Genomic DNA, 16,444 nt, shown 5'->3' on the forward strand with positions numbered 1-16,444 from the left:
TCTCCTTGATGTTGTGTCTAAATTTTAAAGCTCATATCGATGGCATCAATTGAATGGGTTAGTCGTCCAATCGAAATTCCGTGGATGCCGGTTTCTGCGTATGAGCGAATTGTTGTTAAATTTATTCCACCTGAGGCTTCTAAATAGATCCCTTCAGGGCATAGTTCGACAGCTTGCTTTATCTCCTCGGGACTCATGTTATCGAGCAAAATGGCATCAGGTTTAAATTCTAAAGCGCATTTTAATCCGCTTAGGCTATCGACTTCAATCTGAATTTTTTTATTGGGGGCATGAGCTCGAGCGCGATGGAGACTTTCCTTGATAGGATAGGCTGTTTCATTTCCAAGCTGCGAGAGGTGGTTATCTTTGATGAGAATCTGATCTCCCAAATGAAGTCGATGGTTCTTCCCACCCCCTATACGGACTGCATACTTTTGTAAAAAACGGTGGCCAGGCAAGGTTTTGCGCGTGTCTAAAATGTCACATTTTCCTTTAACTTCCTGCACATAGCGGCTAGTTTGCGTTGCAATACTTGTCGCATGCTGAATGAAGTTGATGGCAGTTCGTTCCAATGCGAGTAGGGATCTGACGGGGCCCTTAGCCGTGGCCAAGAGATCGCCTTTATTTCCTATCTTCCCCTCTTCTTTGTGCAGTTTCACTTCAACTTTTGGATCGACTGCTTCACAAATCAAAGGAAGAAAAATCAAACCTGCAATGATAGCATCCTCTTTCAAAATGAGTTTTGCAATTCCCGTGCATGAGGGAGCAAAGCATGCATGTGAGGTGATGTCATTATCGACCTGATCTTCAAGAAGGGCAAGTTCGATATTGCGGGTGATTTCTTGTTGTAGTTTTGCATCCATATCACTTAAAAATGTATGTGAAAAATGGGTTTTAGGCAAGKAGAAATTYAGCAAACGSAAGTTTAGACTGCCAAGATCTAAGAGCATAAATTTTTAAAATTTTTGTTAATAAAAAATMTGAACCCTTCTATCTTTCAAGTTTAATTTTCCAAAACTACCAATGGAGAACGCGATGAAAAAAATGCTACTGAYAACGCCATTTATTGCTKTGAGTCAATTAGTTGCAACGACATTTGCTCCTTTTCAAACTGATGATGAGGTCAATAAGGTTGTGAATTTTTTGGCTGCTAGTGGAAATTTAGATGAAACCAATGGCATCGGTGTAACTTATTTAGGAAAGACAGATCAACTCGATGGGGTTCGATTGCCTTTAAGTTATTACAGCACGATTGACTATTGGGGAGCGTATATCCCTACCACTGTGACTAATCCACAAGGAGATCCTTTGGATGTTGTAGATGCGTACAATTCACAAAATTATACTTTAACACCTCAAAATCCAAACTCAATTGGGGCTCAGCTCCAAGTAGAACGTTTGAATGTCTATAATGGAGCAGATATTTACGATGCAGCATGTTGGCAAATTGCTATGGCTCTTGCTGCTCAAGCAGGTGTCCCCAATCCCGACCGGAATCAATCTTTATTTGATTTGGCAAATAACCAAAACCTTCTTCTTAAATTTGGTTACGACGGAAATCAAACTCCGCCAGCACAAAGTGGTGCAAATCGTGCGACGACAACTAGCGGACAGTTTGACTATTATGGCCATCCTTGTACCGATCTTGAGAAAGCATATTTTTTCAGGATGGTAACACAAAATTGGCTTTCAACGGACCCTTTCATGGACACCATTTACATGTCGTATGTTACAGCAACGAACCTTCCCCAAGGCAACCCAGTTTATAAGGCTGGTGTTTGTTCATGGATGGATTGGAAGCCAATCACGGGTGAAAACTCTTGGGCGTTTTTTGTTGGACCTATGCATACAGAAATGCTCAAGCAAAAAGCATATGGGATGAGCTATGTTCCGTTTTCATCTGTTGCTGTTCAAAATGCCTTGCCACTTCTTGAAACTTACACTTATATGCAATCTCCTTCTACAGGAGCCATTTGGTATGCAGTTAAAGGATCACTTGGTAATACAGGTGACCAAACAGTTGATTATCAAGTTTCAACAGAAAATAATGCTTCAACGTTAGGAGGCTTACTTGCTTTACAAAAGGTGCTCCAAGATGAGTTGCAATATGAAACTTACTTAACAGCTGCTCAAAAAGAGCAGATTAGTGAAGCGCTGCAGACCATTCAAACGCTCATTTATGGATCTGATGGAACCGGTGGGATTTTAGGATACATGAAAAATCATGCTTGGGATGCAACGAATGGCATCTTTTATCAAGGTGGGTTTGCCGATGATCCGAATCAGCCTTCAACATGGGTCCCAACAGTTGAACCGAAAGCCGTCGATGTGAACACTTGGGGAATTTCTGTTTTAGGGCAACCTCTCGTTGATAAGTGGTTTGGTTTTGGGACAGCTTACAAAATTTGGCAAAATGTGAAGAGTTGGGGAGGATTTTACGGTCCCAACAAACAGATTTGGGGCGTCGGATACTCTGACCAAGACCATAATGGAGAGAATGGTAACTATCAAGAAGGAATCATTTCAGCTGAATGGACAGCTGGAGCGATCAACATGGTACGTGTGCTTATCACCCAGTACACTGAAGCAGAAACTTCGAGCGATTACTCTCCCACTCAACAAACTGATGCTAAGGGATACGTAGCGGCACTTCAAGCCGATCACGATAGTATGGTTACGGCTTTGCTCACGCTTCGGAATGATAGCTATTCAGGAACAGATGCTTATTCAACATCGCGTCCAGTTAACTATGACACCTTGATTCCGATCTCGCCAGATAAGCTCGCATTTGTCTATGCAAGTAAGAGATACTTCATTCCATTTGGATGGTATTCCAACCCATTGCCAAGCACGACCTCGACTTCGTGGTCGCTGATGCTGCACTACAATTATAACCCGTTCAACCCTGACGGGACTTATGAAGCGTACATCTGGAATACGAWATAAAACTTGGGCCCCAACTTTGGGGCCTTTTTAATTCACGGGAGCGGCAGTAGGTTTTTGATTTTTGAAAGCCGCAATGAGGGCAAGTACAAGAAAAAGGATATTGGGCGTGATTGGCTCAAAAGCTATAAGAACCAGGAAGAGAAAAGGATCTAGGGGAAGAATTCGTAAAAAAAGAGCGAGCCCTTCGTGAAAATAACAAAGAATGCATGAGAGGATGAAGAGCCCTTGTAAAATGACCCGAGTCCTGTCTTTGATCTTAGGTAAAAGGGCAAAAATATTGGTTACAATTCCCAAAAAGAGAAGCATATATATGGGTGTGATCGCCCCGAAGGCATCATTTTTCCAACTGGAAGAAAAAAAGGGTTTTAACCAATGCCCAAAGAGAGCGAAGATAGAAAAAAGCGTAAGTATTGTCGCAAGTTTTTTCATTTGTCCACTGTTTTATCCTAAGCTAAGAGGTCAAATTATAAGCCAACCACCCTATTTTATCTAGAGCGCTTTGCTGCCCGAGGCTTTAAAAACAGGCAAGCGATACAGCCTATGAGACTAATTCCAATCAGAACATAATCTCCTTTTTGTAGACCATGCATGAGAGGAGTATGAAGGCGAACGGTTGTGACAACAAGGGCAAGGCCAAGAGTTCCTCCAATTTCTTGGACGGTGACAAAAGATCCAGAAGCAATTCCCGCTTTATGAGGAGGAACAGTTGAAATGGCAGCTGTGGCAGTGGGACCGAAAATCAGAMCATACCCCACTCCAAAAATGAGAAGTGTGAGTACGATCAAGAAAATCTGAGAGGATTCATCTAAGGTGCCTTGCACAGTTGAAGAAACTAGAAGACAAATGAACCCTGCAAGGGCAAAGATCCAGGCATTATGGGCTTGGTAGCGTTTGCCAACAATAGGTGAGAGAATGACAACCGGAATCGTAATTGCTAGCATGATGAGGCCTGAACCCAAAGAAGAAAGTTGGCGCACTTCTTGAAGATAGATAGGAAGTAAAAAGAAAGTGGCCCAAATGTAAAAAACTAAACATGCACTTCCTACAGAAGCGGAGAGAAAAGTCCGATTTCGTATGAGTTGTGGCAGTAAGATGGGGTGGGTGATTGTTTTACTATTTTTCCATAAAGCAAGAAAAGCCAAAACGGCAATGAGTGATAAGAGAGCGGTTACAACCCATGGGAAACGGTTGGATTCAGTGGCTGCAAGGACAGAGGTTGTCAGTCCGATTCCAAGAAAAAACATCCCTTTGTAATCTCCAACAGGTGGGTCAACGGTGTTTTTACTATCTTTAGAAAACAATGCAATGAGAATTAAGCTAATGATAAACACGGGAATGACAGACCAAAAAACCCACCGCCAGCCAAATTCTATAGAGATGATGCCACCTACAAGAGGGCCAAGTGCCATCGCGCAGGCGATTGCAGCAGCCCAAATACCTACGGCATGACTCTTTTGGGCTTCGGGGAATTCAGAAACAAGCATGGCTTGCGAAACAGGGAGTAGAATCGCATTTCCGAGCCCGGCAAAACTCATACTTGTGATGAGCCCAATCCCGCTATGGCTTAAGCCTCCGATCAGCATGCCAATTCCTGAAGAGGTTAGTCCGACCAAAAAGACTTTTTTTCTTCCGAGCATATCTGCGAGTCTTCCACTTGTTACAAGGAAAGCGCAATTGATCAGGCCAAAAACCATCATCATCCATTGCATTTGATGAAGCGGAACTCCGAGAGCTTGTTGGATGACAGGAATGGTCGCATTTACCATGGTGAAGACGAGGCCCATCATGACGCAGCCAGAACAAATTCCGATGATACTTAGGAGTTTTGTAAATGAAGGGCTTCTACCTGCTCGGGCTTTCATATCTACGAGTGGCAAGTTCCAATTTTGGATTTTTGAATAAAGCATAACCGAGCATGGCTATATGCTGCATGTCTTTTTTAAACCAACTGACTTATTTGATATGTGGCAGTTGATTAAGAGTGATCAAGAAAAGTCTTTGCTTTGCGAAAATTTCTTGATAAATTGTTCATTCTTGTCAGGTAGGAATGGAGATTCAAAGTGAAAGTTTTTCGCGTTCTCTTGTTTTTTTGTTTCCCAACTTTTTTATTAGGTCCCGTTCCTTCCTCTGCCTTTGAACCCAACCCTTGCCACATTGAAAAAGGCCAAGAGCTATTCATTCCTCGAGATGAAAATGGGTTAATTAATCCATGGGGCTATTTTAGTCCTCGAACTATTTTGACTCATCTTGATAGTTATGTTGATGATGTTTTTGCTTTCGTTGATCTTCTGACAAATGTTGATTTCCTAGAAAGTCTTTGTGATGAAGAAGCTGAGCGCTTGATAGATTTTGTGATTTTTAACATGCGTTTTAGTGTACCTAAGAATCGAATAGATTTAGCCGAAAAATATGAACACGAAATTGCAGAACTACTTGAGCTTATGTATGGGGATAAAGATGATGAGGAAGAATGTCAACTCTTGTTGAACCAAGATTTCCATTGGGAATTTGCTCCAGCTGTTGGTGATGAAAACCCTGAATTCCTCTTATGCAAGAAAAAGAAGAAAAGCTGGGTTGAGAGGAAATGGCATCACTTTACTCACTGGGTAGATAAGAATAAGGCTCCGATAATAGCTGTTAGTGCTGTTGCCATAGGTGCTACAGTTATAGCGCTCACTATGGGAGGAGGAGCGGGCGCTGGTGTTGCTGTCGGAGGAGCTCTGGTTGGGGTGGCTACGGAAGGTGATTCTCCCTCACTGCGTATCAATAAGCCTGGTGAAGTGCATTTTCGTGGTGATTCACCAGAATTTTTACCACCACATCCTGTGCCTCTATCTGAATCGATCGCGATCCTTCCTTTTGAAGACTTTCAATACTCAGACCAAAATCTTGAGGCTGCTGTCCAAGAGTTGGCTTTAGATTTTGAAGGACTTGCTGAAGAATTAGAGTGTGTTAAAGAGGAAATACTAGAATCAACCAATCTCGAGCTTTTTAATAATACAGACGAAGCTGCTAAAGAAATTGCAAGAGCTTTTGCGGTTGAACAACTTCGGGACTCGTTAAAGTTGGTGATAGTTGTTTTAGAAGAGGTTAAGCAAGACCCTGAGTTAAAAGCCGCTGAATTTATTATCCCCAATGGTTCTAGTAAGGCAGTTTCTAAAATAGGAGCTTTAGTTTCTAAGGTTCTTGGCTTAGGAGCAAGAACTACAACAGGGATTGGGACAGCTGTTGCTGGCAGTGCCTTAACAAATGCTGATTCGCCAATTAGTAATCGCTATATCGATCCAAGGCTCCCTAATAACCCAGATGATTTATTAATAGATACTAGCTGGATAGAAACCACACATCCAGAAGCTTTAGGGAGTGGACATAGAGCATTTGAAAATCAGAAAACAGGGGAAAGACTGCATTTCGATGAAGGAAAACCTGGCGAGCCAGGTCACAAAGGGCGGTCACATTGGCATCGGATTAATCCCAATATGACTGGCAACCACGATAAATATTTAGATGCAAACGGCAATCCTGTTGCAAAAGGAAGCCCTGATTCTCATCTGTATTCAACAGAAAGTAAGGAGTAAATATTGAATATTGCTGATTATACTGCGTTTTTCCATGATGGATCTCTTCTCGCTATCGATATTGAAGATAAGGGTATTACTCTGACTTTAGAGAGCGCTGAAATTGATCCTAATGAAATTGAAGATGTAAAAATCTTATCAAAATCAAATACCTTATTCGGAAAGTTACATCTAAAGAATGTTAAATCAATAAAGTTGAATCGTAAGATCTACACAGGCGTTTTTCATAAATTCTATGATGACGGTGAGATTTTAGATTTTGAAGTGTACCCAAATGAAATATTTTTACTTATTGAATGGAGTACCTTTCCTCCTAAGTCTAAAACCAATGACGTTAGTAGAATTGAAATCGAAACAGATGAAATTTATTGGGAAAATATGTCTTGGGCAGAGGGTTATAAATTCGGCCCTAACGTTAATGATTAACTTTTTTCATGTTAAAGTATAATCCTATCGAATGTAGTGGACACCCCCATGATGACTACGTGAGAAATATCATCCACAAAGGAAAATTAGATCCTATAGAGAATCTATTTTCCTAAGTTCAAAACAAAACACGAAATGGATATTGCTGACTATACCGCATTTTTTCATGATGGATCTCTAAGGGATATTTGGAGCAAAGAAAATAATATATTTCTTATTCTTGAAAGTGCCGAAATCAATCCTCATGAAATAAAAGAACCAGAAATACTGTCAAAGTCAAATAGGCTAACTGGCTGTCTATGTTTAATCCATGTTAAGCTTATCAAAGAAAACGATCATATCCTGAAGGAGACTTTAAAAAAGCGATATCAAGATGGTGAGATTCTTGAATTTGAAATCAAAAATAAAAGAATTTTACTACTTATCGAATGGCGAGATCCATCAATAGATTTTTTCACACAGGAAGTGAGTGAAATTCAAATAGAAGCTGAGAAAGTCTACTGGGAAAATAAATAAAAATTTCGAAGATTACAATAAATATCTATAAATTCTATCCCAATCAAGAATGCTTTAGCTAATCATGGCTTGATGGCGCTTTTCTTTTTTCGCGCGAGCTCGCTTTTTGACCGGAATTTTGGCTTGTTTCCCATACACAACCTCATGGAGATTTTCAATCGCCATAAAGGCTGTGGGATCCTCTCTTAAGATGATTTCTTTGAGGTCAGAAAGATCGAGACGCTCGACGATCACAAAGAGAATTTCGCGTGCATCACCAGAATAACCCCCACGGCCATACATCACTGTTAGCCCGAGGCCGAGTTCATGCATGATTTTCTCACTCATTTCTTTTGGCTTCTTGGTCATGATGATGACCGACTTAAGCTCATCTAGACCAACGATGACAATGTCCATCATTTTGAAGGCGACAACGTAGGTCAAAAGAGAGCGAAACGCAATATGCCAATCGAGAAAGATCCATCCGTATGCGGCAAAGATGAAGATGTTGATGAATAGAACAACTTGGCCAACTGTAAATCCTTTTTGGCGATTGATAATGATGGCTAAAATTTCTGTTCCATCTAGACAGCCTCCATTCCGAATAATCAAACCGGCTCCAATGCCTAAGATAGCGCCGCCAATAAAAATCACTTCTAGAATGTCCGCTTCGAAAGGGGGGACTTTTGTCAAAATGCTAAGAGAGACTGCAAAGAGCAACACGGCAATGATCATCTGAATGAAAAAAGTGCGCCTGATGTATTTGTATGAGAGGTAAATGAAGGGGAGAGTTAAGACAATAAAGTATATGGGAAAGAGGTATTTTGAGGTGATGCGCGATAAGATCATCGCGATACCGATAATGCCTCCGTCAATCAAGTCATTTGGGAAAAGGAAAATGCGGATAGCAAGAGCTGCTAAAAATGCTCCAACTGCCGTCCAAAAGTAGGAAAGAACCATTTGTTTGGGAGTACGTGATACTTGACCTAGAGCCATGATGTCATCTCTTATAAGTTCTTAAAAGTGTAGCAAACTTAACACAGAAAGTAAAGGGTTTAAGTTTTTCTTTGTTTAAGAATTGCAAAAAGGAGAATTCCAAAAATGGAAATTGCAAATAGGATCCAGCTTACACTTTGAAAACCATGCACAAAAGCACCTTTGAAAATAGGAATGATCGTTTCTTTGAGCTTAGGTCCCAAATGCTGCAGCTCTTCTTTGATTTTAAGTGGATGGGAGATAAGAGATTGAATATATAAGGAGTCTGGATGAGATAAATGGATATTTTCTTGCGCGAGATTCTCTCGTAAAAAGAGATATTCGGAGCGTCGAAAGATGGTTCCCATGACTGCGAGGAAAATAGCTGCACCAAGATGTTCGAAACTAAGAAGAGTTCCCGTTCCCGTTCCTGCCATTCGGTGGGGAAGAGAGCTCAAAACTCCTGCTTTAACTGGTCCCATAGTTAATCCCCAAGAGGTTCCAAAAAGAATGAATGCTAGGAGAAAAAACCAAGGGGGAGTTTCCATTGAGAAATAGGTGAAAAGGAAGATAGAGACAATCATGGTGACTGCTCCAATATAAATTGGTAAACGATGACCTCCTTTGTCTGTCAAAATTCCCCCAAGAGGGGCAAAGATTGCAGCTGGAAGTGTCATCGCGAATAGATAAAGACCAACTTGCACAAAGTTAAACTTCAGAACATTGTGTAAATAGAGAGGAAGTAAAAAAAGCAAAACGATCCCGCAGCTAGTTGCTATGATTGCAATAGAAACACAACTTGCGAAGGTTTTATTAGCGAACCAGGCAAAATTCACGATCGGATTTTTTTGGGTCATTTCGGTCATGATCCAGAGAACAATCGAAATAGATCCGAGGACGAGCAAAAGCAAGGTTGATGGAGATGTCCATCCCCAAATAAAGCCTTGGGTAACAGCTGTGACAATTGTACTTGTTCCGATAGTTAAAAAGAGAAATCCCCACCAATCAATTTGTTGTTTTTCTTGTCTTGGAAGTTCCTCTCTAATGGTGAAGACAAGGATGATTAAGCAAATGAGCGACTGTGTTGAAAAAATCAATTTTCGTAGACTCCCCCCCCCTCATCATCAATCGTATTAAGTTATCAGAAGCATTTGATTCAGCATTTTGCATTTAATATGACCTTCGATTTTTTGAGTTTCTATTTTCTTTGAGAAAAACCTTTCCCCATACAGTCGCTTTAATCTTGAGAAGCTTGTCTCTGCTAATGCCCTTCTTGAGTATCTTGTCAGTTTTCCCCAGATTTCTCGCGCTAGCTGATCTCCTCCCAGTCCTTTTATTTCGCGTAAGGCGTTGTTCCTTCTTGTCATAAAAGGAGATAATAGGCTGTTTTTTCTAGGCGGAATAAGGTCTTTCGCTCCTATTTGATTGATGGCCTCCCTGCATCTTTTTGTGTCGTATCCTCCATCTGCTATGACGGTCTCAACGGGTTTAGGGAGCTTCTCTATGATTTTCGGGCCTATTTTGCAGTCAGCTTCATGCCCTTTTGTGATTTCAAAGTGGATAATTTCTTGAGTGTTTTCATCAATAGCGATGTGCAATTTAACCCATTTTCTCCTCTTTGAGGCTCCATGCATTTTCACTTTCCATTCTCCCTCCCCATAGACTTTGATCCCTGTAGTATCTAACAGCACCACTTTAGGTCTTCTAGAAGAGAGCTTGGGCAAAAGAGCTTCCATGTGGGAAGCTCTTTTGCAGATCAGAGAGTAGGTCGGAAGAAAAATATCAGGTTCTATATGTGGAAGGATCGATTTGGCAAAACCCTCGAGAGTTCTATAGGTAAGGCGATATTGTATCTTTAAGACAAGAAGGAGATAGATGAGTGGAAGGGAAAACAAACGAGGTCGACCTCGTTTGTTTTCCTCTGGCTTTTCAGTTAACGCATTTGGATCGATGAAAAAAGTTATACTTCCTCTTTTTACTAAGTCTCGATTATACTTGTGCCAATTGCGTTTACGCATCTGAAGCTCCTTTATGTTTAGTGACTTAAACCATAAGGAGCTTCTCTTTTTTAAGAAATTTTTATCAAGACTTCTCTTCTGATTTTTTCAACACAGTCCAAATGAGCATGAAAGGGACGTGGATGAAAAAAATCCAGCGCCAAGATCCAATTTCATGTAGAGCAGTTGCTAAAACAGGGGCAATGGCAATTCCTAACATGGCGAGTGCATTCCACACACCGATGACCCGTCCTTTTTGTTCATCGGGAAAAATATTATTCACAAGGGCAAGAGTACAAGGAATGATGAGTGCTCCAAAGAATCCTTGGAATGCACGTGAGACAATCATCCATTCAGGATGTGGGGAAATTCCAGCAAAAAAGGAGCTGATACCAAAACCGACCATTCCAAGGAGTGCCATTGTTCGGTTTCCAAACATATCCCCAAAACGCCCCATAGTCATCATGAACACCGACGTTGTCAATACGTAGATATTTACAATCCATTGAAGCTGAATATAAGAAGCTTCGAAATAAACTTGGATCGTACCAAGAATGACTGCAACCATCACAAGCTCTGTGAAAACAAAAGAGCTAGCTAAACCGAGGCCGATTAAGGCCCACCATCTTCTCGCGTTTGACATAAGCACAACTTCAATTTTTCTTTTACCCTGTACCATAAGTACAGAATAAAAAAAAGCCGCCAAATGGCGGCTTTAAAAAGCTTCGCGGGAGACGGGACTTGAACCCGCAACTTCCAGCGTGACAGGCTGGCGATCTAACCAGTTGAACTACTCCCGCACAACTAGCTTTTTTAATGGGCGCAACAGGATTCGAACCTATGACCGCCTGTGTGTAAGACAGGTGCTCTACCAGCTGAGCTATACGCCCTCCCAGAATAGACTAATTACTCTAATAGGGAAAAGAATTTTCCTCAAGAATATTTTCTCTTTTAGGTACAATGAACGTATGAAAAAAAGCATATTTCTTTTTTTGTTTTTCATCTCGATCGGGTGCAGCCCCTCGACAGTTACAGACTGCAGAAGGGAAGCTAAAGGGGTCATCAAATCTTTGACAGCAGATCTCAAAGAGATTCAGACTCGAGAGGATCTCCTTGATAAAGAGGAGAAAATCAGCCGCAAAGTTCAAATTCTTGTGGATCTCATGATCCGGCTCAAAAAGCTTCAAGAAAGAGGCGCTGTGATTCCAGATGAGGAAGACCACACAGATAGCGATGACTTGATGCAAGAAATGAAAAGAATTTACACAATCGAGGGTGGGCGCGTTATATTTGAGCGGTTTGAGCGAGAAGCTCTTCTAACCCTTGATGCCTATGATCAAAGAAGGAAAAAGTGAGAACCGTGTCATTGATGGCACACTGCCCTAAAAATCAAATGCTTTTTTCTTTTGGTCTAGATGGCTGTGATGGGTGAGCTCACCGACATATAGGGGAACAGCAGTGACATATCCCGCTTCAAGAAGTGCGATATCGCTTTCTGAATGCTCATCTACTAAATGATCATCCCAACCAAATAAAAATTCACTGTGGCTTTCAAAATGTTTTTCTTCACGAGGTGTTCCAAGCCAAGAGCGGTACCCCTGGCGCGCCATTTTGCATCCTTTGATTTCAGTTGGAGGGACATGGGGGAAATTCACATTTAAGACGGTCCCTTCGGGAAGAGGGTGCTGTAGAACGTATTGAAAGATTTTGCGAATGTAGGGTTGAACGTGGGGAAAGTCTTTTGTTTGATCACAGAGATAGGAAAATGCAATTCCAGGAATTCCTCGCATCATTCCTTCAATTGTAGCCCCAATGGTTCCACTATAAAGGACGTTACGTCCTGCGTTAGAGCCGTGGTTGATTCCAGAGATGATAAAATCAGGTTTTTCTTTTAGCAGTCGATGAAGGGCGAGTTTAACGCAGTCTGCTGGTTTGCCGTCAATCATCCAAGCTGGAGTTGTACCATACTCTACAGGCTTTGCTTGCAGCGTTCGATCGAAAGTGACCCCAACACCTGCTCCAGATTGCTGTGTCATAGGGGCAGCAATATAAAGATCTGCCACTTCACGCAATGATTCCCAAAGGCATTTTAGGCCATTTGAGTGAATTCCATCGTCGTTTGTTAAAAGAACTTTAGGTTTTTTCATGTATATGAAATTTATCTCTCATTAAAACTGATCCTAAATAGATTGCCAAACTTCCCAATAAAAAGCCAGGAATCAAAGGAGAAACTGTTTGATTTACAAGAGGCCAAATGAGTGATGTAAATCCTCCCACTAGAATGCCAGCCCAAGCTCCATATTTATTGGCTTTTTTTGAATAGAGAGAAAAGAGGAGGAGGGGTCCAAAAGATGATCCCAATCCTGACCAAGCATAAAAAACAAGCGAATAGATCGTGCTGATTTTGAAAAACGCGATTGAAAAAGAAATGACTGTTACCGCTAAAACGAAAGCGCGAGAGATCCAGAGAAGTTCTTTTTGAGAAGCTGCTTTTCGGAAAATGCGTTTGTAAAAATCTTCAGTCAAACTCGAAGCGAGGACTAAAATTTGAGAATCCATTGTTGAAATAGTGGCAGCGAGCACCGCACATAAAATAAAGGCCATGATCATTGGAGAAAAGGTTTTTTTGACCATTAAGACAAATGCAAGTTCAGGGTTGTCAAGCGATCCTTGGTAGTAAGCTATCGCAATCAAGCCAATCAGTGTTGCAAAACACATTGTGATAGCTTGCCAAGACATTCCGACAGCCATGGATTTACGCATGTCTGTAACTTTACGAATCCCCATAAATTTTGTGATGATATGAGGTTGGCCAAAGTAACCGACTCCCCAACCACAAAGACTTAAAAAGATGTTCCAAAATGTTTCGAGTTTCAGGTTGGGTAAAAGTGATTTCGAAACATGGTAAGTGTCTAATGCTTTCGAAACACCACTGAGTCCACCAACTTGGGGTAAGACAAAAAGAGGAACTGCTACAATCACAATCATGAGAAAGAGTCCCTGAAACAAATCGAGCCAAGCTAAGGTGGTATATCCTCCAATAAACAGGTAGGGGATGATCACAAAAATCCCAATCGTGATTCCAAGATGATAGGGGATGTTGAAGAGGGTTTCTATGAGAAGTCCGAGCCCCACAATACCAGCAGAAATGTAAATGGTATAAAACACAAACGACATGACAGCAGTAAAAATTCGAATGAGACCTGAGGTGTCATGAAAGTGGCTTTCGAAAAATGAGGAGAATGTAAGGCTGTTATATTCTTCTGTTTGGATGCGTATCCTTGGAGCCACAAGGAGCCAGTTTAAAAACATGAAAAAGGTGAGTCCAATAGCAAACCAAGCGTTAAAAACTCCACCGACAAAGATAATTGCAGGAAATCCCATGAACAGCCAACTGCTCATATCGCTTGCGTGGGCAGCGAGTGCGGTAAGCCAAAAGTTTAGCGATCGGTCGCCAATGATAAAATCATCAGCTGTTTTATGGCCTTTATAGGACCAAAATCCAATCACAAATAATATCGCCACATAAATGGCAATGGCACTAATTTCAGAAATAGGGATCATTTTGTCATTGCTTTTTTTGAGCCATACTCAAGTGCAGCTTGCGCCAAATTGACTCGGGCATTTGGAAACTCTTCTTCCAGTTGCTCCAAGAGGCGTTTGGCAACTCCTCGCTTGGAGTTTTGTCCAACAGGACATTGACACGTTATGCGTGCAAAGCCATGCTTAATTGCAAAATGCACTATCTCCTTTTCCGGAACATATATGAAAGGGCGAATAATCGTCACCCCATAATCGTGCATGGGGACTTTTGGAAGGTTGGCTGCAAACTCTCCTTTATGGAGGAGATTTAAAAGCAATGTCTGTGTGCTGTCATCTTGATGGTGACCAAAAGCAATCGTTGAAAACCCTTCTTCTTTAGCTGCTTCAAAAATCAGTTTTCGTCTTTCACGTGAACATCGATAACAAGAAAGTGTTTCTCTTTTTTGTGTCGACTCACGGAAAAGTAAAGGAACTTCAAGCTTCTTGCAAATGCCTCGCAAGAAGTTTGCATGAACAGAAGCACCGCAAGAAAACTCTCCTTGCACATGAATGGCAAGGAGCGGCAAATCAGGAAATCCTTTTCCCAAAATGGCCTTCAACATGAAAAGCAATGAAAGACTGTCTTTTCCCCCACTTAAGGCAACGGCAATTCCGTTAGCATTATCGAGCAATGAAAAATCAAAAAGAGCTTTACGACACATGCTTTCGATTTTCTTGCCTTTACCAGTCCAAGGAGGGCGTGCAATTGGAATTTCCATAGGAAATAGGATAGAGGCTCCAAAGAATAAGTGCTATACAAAGATGAAAAAATCGTGTATAATATATGGCATAGTAATGATTTTTTGAGGAATAAATGTCGAAAGTCGGCCGTAACGACCCTTGTCCTTGTGGTTCAGGGAAAAAGTATAAAAAATGTTGTGAACAGAAATCTGCTGTCCAGCGGCGCAGCTTCACCAATTTAACCCCTCAAAATGTCAGAACGGGTATGGAAAAGATCTCTGGAATGGTCTCTCAAAAGTTGGGTGGCCGTACCATTTCTCAGGTTCAAACCAATGCTCCATCACTGGCTGAACGTTTTTCTTCTGCTCCTCTAACTAAAGAAAAGGTTGAGGAAAAGATTCAAATCACCGAAAAAGAGGAAGAGAGAGAGCCAACTTCCTTGGATGAGTGAAACACCAAAATCTTACTTTAGCGATTTTTTTAACGATTGTGACTTGGTTTTTGGTGGCAGTTCTTACTGCTTTAGCCAAATTCTGCACAAGTTACACAACTGCCCCAACGATCCTTTTTCTAATAACCTGAGTGCTGTTTTTTTTTTCACTCATCTCGAATGGGGATTTTGGTTCCATATTCCCTCTCTTCTCACTTAGATTGGAAGGGCTTCTCATCCTTTATCTTGAAAAAGACAGGTAATTCAGTCTTGATCCTAAAACAAATGATTTGGTATAATGATCACTCATTTGCTGGAGTAGCTCAACTGGTAGAGCGCCCGACTTGTAATCGGACGGTTGAGGGTTCAAGTCCTTTCTCCAGCAAATTTTTTTTACCCCGCGGGGGTGTCGCATAGTGGCAATTGCAATGGACTGTAAATCCATCGACTTCGGTCTCCGCCAGTTCGAGTCTGGCCGCCCCCATTTAAACGTTTTTTTACATCTCAGCCCTATTCCTCCTTAATAAGCTCACCATGCGTTAGGACAGAGAAGTTACTCTTGGTCCAAACCTCAAATCTTCAGGACATGTGATCGAAGCAATTAGTCCATGATTTGAAAAAATTTTCTTGTGAAGCTCCTTAACATCATGTTAAAAATTTACGGTTAACATGAGGGAGCTTCATGAAACTTGATCTGGAATGCACTTGGAATGAAAAGAAAAAAAAGGTGAAACAGAGTATCCATTTTGATTTTCATCCTAAATTGATCTTTTCGATGCCTAATGAGGTGACGATCCGTTTGCAGCAACTTGCTCATTCTATTGGTGTAGAAGGTCCAAAGGCTTTAGAAGAATTGAAGAGTTCTTATGAGCAGTACCCTAAAAGCGTTTATGCGGGGTATGTCTACCACCGAGCTCTCATGTTTTTTGAGCTTTTTGAAGAGGCTGATGAACTGTTTCAGGAATTGAGAAAGCGGTTTGAAGATCAGCTCTTGATCAAATCTATTTTGGCTTATCAGCTGCTAAAAAATAAAAAATATGAAGATGCTAGTGCTGTCTTTCAGGGGATTGAAGTCTTAAAGGGAGCGTTTCCAAGACGGAAGCAGTTTTTTTTTGAAGAAGCATTTATCTTTCATCACTTTTGGGCATGTTATTTTTTAGGAACAGGCGATGAGCTGCAATCTGAAAAGCATCAGCGCTTGATGTTTCTTATCACAAACACCTTCAAATCATTTTGCGCGACAATTGGATCAGTTTAATTTTATTATATATTAACTGTTGGTAATGAATGAGAAACAAGACGTCTACTAAGACGTGCACCATCTTTAAACATTG

General features: G+C 41.1%; 17 protein-coding genes and 4 tRNA genes. 9 read left to right on the forward strand and 12 right to left on the reverse strand.

Annotated features, from left to right (window positions below; translation table 11 throughout):
* Positions 1 to 17 precede the first annotated feature (17 nt).
* Positions 18 to 863, reverse strand: coding sequence for a carboxylating nicotinate-nucleotide diphosphorylase (nadC, locus tag SNE_RS03400; RefSeq protein WP_013942932.1), 846 nt, complete (start codon positions 861 to 863; stop codon positions 18 to 20).
* 172 nt (positions 864 to 1,035) lie between these two features.
* Between nadC and SNE_RS03405 the strand changes: the two genes are divergently transcribed.
* Entirely contained in the window at positions 1,036 to 2,946 is a 1,911-nt protein-coding gene (locus SNE_RS03405) for a hypothetical protein (RefSeq protein WP_041418743.1), read from the forward strand.
* Positions 2,947 to 2,973: 27 nt separating this feature from the next.
* Here SNE_RS03405 and SNE_RS03410 read toward each other — a convergent pair whose 3' ends face one another.
* Complete coding sequence (locus SNE_RS03410; protein ID WP_013942934.1) at positions 2,974 to 3,375, reverse strand: hypothetical protein; 402 nt, start codon at positions 3,373 to 3,375, stop codon at positions 2,974 to 2,976.
* A gap of 56 nt (positions 3,376 to 3,431) precedes the next feature.
* Positions 3,432 to 4,853, reverse strand: a complete 1,422-nt coding sequence (locus SNE_RS03415) for an MFS transporter (RefSeq protein ID WP_013942935.1) — start codon at positions 4,851 to 4,853, stop codon at positions 3,432 to 3,434.
* A gap of 153 nt (positions 4,854 to 5,006) precedes the next feature.
* Between SNE_RS03415 and SNE_RS03420 the strand changes: the two genes are divergently transcribed.
* From SNE_RS03420 to SNE_RS03430, 3 genes are all read left to right on the forward strand, one after another.
* Positions 5,007 to 6,524, forward strand: a complete 1,518-nt coding sequence (locus SNE_RS03420) for a hypothetical protein (protein WP_013942936.1) — start codon at positions 5,007 to 5,009, stop codon at positions 6,522 to 6,524.
* A 3-nt stretch (positions 6,525 to 6,527) separates the two neighbouring features.
* Complete coding sequence (locus SNE_RS03425) at positions 6,528 to 6,950, forward strand: hypothetical protein (protein WP_013942937.1); 423 nt, start codon at positions 6,528 to 6,530, stop codon at positions 6,948 to 6,950.
* Positions 6,951 to 7,085: 135 nt separating this feature from the next.
* Positions 7,086 to 7,466 (forward strand): hypothetical protein, encoded by a 381-nt coding sequence (locus SNE_RS03430; protein ID WP_013942938.1) that lies wholly within the window; start codon positions 7,086 to 7,088, stop codon positions 7,464 to 7,466.
* A 54-nt stretch (positions 7,467 to 7,520) separates the two neighbouring features.
* On the opposite strand, the gene SNE_RS03435 is transcribed toward SNE_RS03430, so the two are convergent.
* The 6 genes from SNE_RS03435 to SNE_RS03460 form a co-directional block, all read right to left on the reverse strand.
* Positions 7,521 to 8,441, reverse strand: coding sequence for a YitT family protein (locus SNE_RS03435; protein ID WP_013942939.1), 921 nt, complete (start codon positions 8,439 to 8,441; stop codon positions 7,521 to 7,523).
* A 59-nt stretch (positions 8,442 to 8,500) separates the two neighbouring features.
* Positions 8,501 to 9,517 (reverse strand): MFS transporter, encoded by a 1,017-nt coding sequence (locus SNE_RS03440; RefSeq protein ID WP_013942940.1) that lies wholly within the window; start codon positions 9,515 to 9,517, stop codon positions 8,501 to 8,503.
* A gap of 36 nt (positions 9,518 to 9,553) precedes the next feature.
* Positions 9,554 to 10,438 (reverse strand): IS5 family transposase, encoded by an 885-nt coding sequence (locus tag SNE_RS03445; protein WP_013944429.1) that lies wholly within the window; start codon positions 10,436 to 10,438, stop codon positions 9,554 to 9,556.
* Between the two features lie 64 nt (positions 10,439 to 10,502).
* On the reverse strand, positions 10,503 to 11,060 hold the full coding sequence (locus SNE_RS03450) for an MFS transporter (protein WP_041418745.1): 558 nt from the start codon (positions 11,058 to 11,060) through the stop codon (positions 10,503 to 10,505).
* Positions 11,061 to 11,143: 83 nt separating this feature from the next.
* Positions 11,144 to 11,217, reverse strand: a tRNA-Asp gene (locus SNE_RS03455).
* A gap of 17 nt (positions 11,218 to 11,234) precedes the next feature.
* Positions 11,235 to 11,307, reverse strand: a tRNA-Val gene (locus SNE_RS03460).
* A 78-nt stretch (positions 11,308 to 11,385) separates the two neighbouring features.
* Here SNE_RS03460 and SNE_RS03465 point away from each other — a divergent pair.
* Entirely contained in the window at positions 11,386 to 11,772 is a 387-nt protein-coding gene (locus SNE_RS03465) for a hypothetical protein (RefSeq protein WP_013942942.1), read from the forward strand.
* Between the two features lie 27 nt (positions 11,773 to 11,799).
* Here SNE_RS03465 and surE read toward each other — a convergent pair whose 3' ends face one another.
* Genes surE through SNE_RS03480 form a run of 3 tightly spaced genes read right to left on the reverse strand, consistent with a single transcriptional unit; the run spans position 11,800 to position 14,718 of the window.
* Complete coding sequence (gene surE, locus SNE_RS03470) at positions 11,800 to 12,564, reverse strand: 5'/3'-nucleotidase SurE (protein WP_013942943.1); 765 nt, start codon at positions 12,562 to 12,564, stop codon at positions 11,800 to 11,802.
* The gene (locus SNE_RS03475) at positions 12,551 to 13,981 is read right to left on the reverse strand and encodes a sodium/proline symporter (protein WP_013942944.1); all 1,431 of its coding nucleotides are present in this window, start codon (positions 13,979 to 13,981) and stop codon (positions 12,551 to 12,553) included. The genes surE and SNE_RS03475 overlap by 14 nt, the downstream gene beginning before the upstream one ends.
* Complete coding sequence (locus SNE_RS03480; RefSeq protein ID WP_013942945.1) at positions 13,978 to 14,718, reverse strand: tRNA lysidine(34) synthetase; 741 nt, start codon at positions 14,716 to 14,718, stop codon at positions 13,978 to 13,980. Before SNE_RS03480 ends, SNE_RS03475 begins: the two co-directional genes overlap by 4 nt.
* A 95-nt stretch (positions 14,719 to 14,813) precedes the next feature.
* Between SNE_RS03480 and SNE_RS13320 the strand changes: the two genes are divergently transcribed.
* The 4 genes from SNE_RS13320 to SNE_RS03505 all read left to right on the forward strand — a co-directional run bounded on the left by SNE_RS13320 (position 14,814) and on the right by SNE_RS03505 (position 16,368).
* Positions 14,814 to 15,131, forward strand: coding sequence for an SEC-C metal-binding domain-containing protein (locus SNE_RS13320; RefSeq protein WP_013942946.1), 318 nt, complete (start codon positions 14,814 to 14,816; stop codon positions 15,129 to 15,131).
* 291 nt (positions 15,132 to 15,422) lie between these two features.
* A tRNA-Thr gene (locus SNE_RS03495) sits at positions 15,423 to 15,495 on the forward strand.
* Positions 15,496 to 15,512: 17 nt separating this feature from the next.
* Positions 15,513 to 15,594, forward strand: a tRNA-Tyr gene (locus tag SNE_RS03500).
* Positions 15,595 to 15,792: 198 nt separating this feature from the next.
* Positions 15,793 to 16,368, forward strand: a complete 576-nt coding sequence (locus SNE_RS03505) for a tetratricopeptide repeat protein (protein ID WP_013942948.1) — start codon at positions 15,793 to 15,795, stop codon at positions 16,366 to 16,368.
* Positions 16,369 to 16,444 lie beyond the last annotated feature (76 nt).

This window comes from Simkania negevensis Z, from assembly GCF_000237205.1.
GTDB classification, from domain to species: domain Bacteria; phylum Chlamydiota; class Chlamydiia; order Chlamydiales; family Simkaniaceae; genus Simkania; species Simkania negevensis.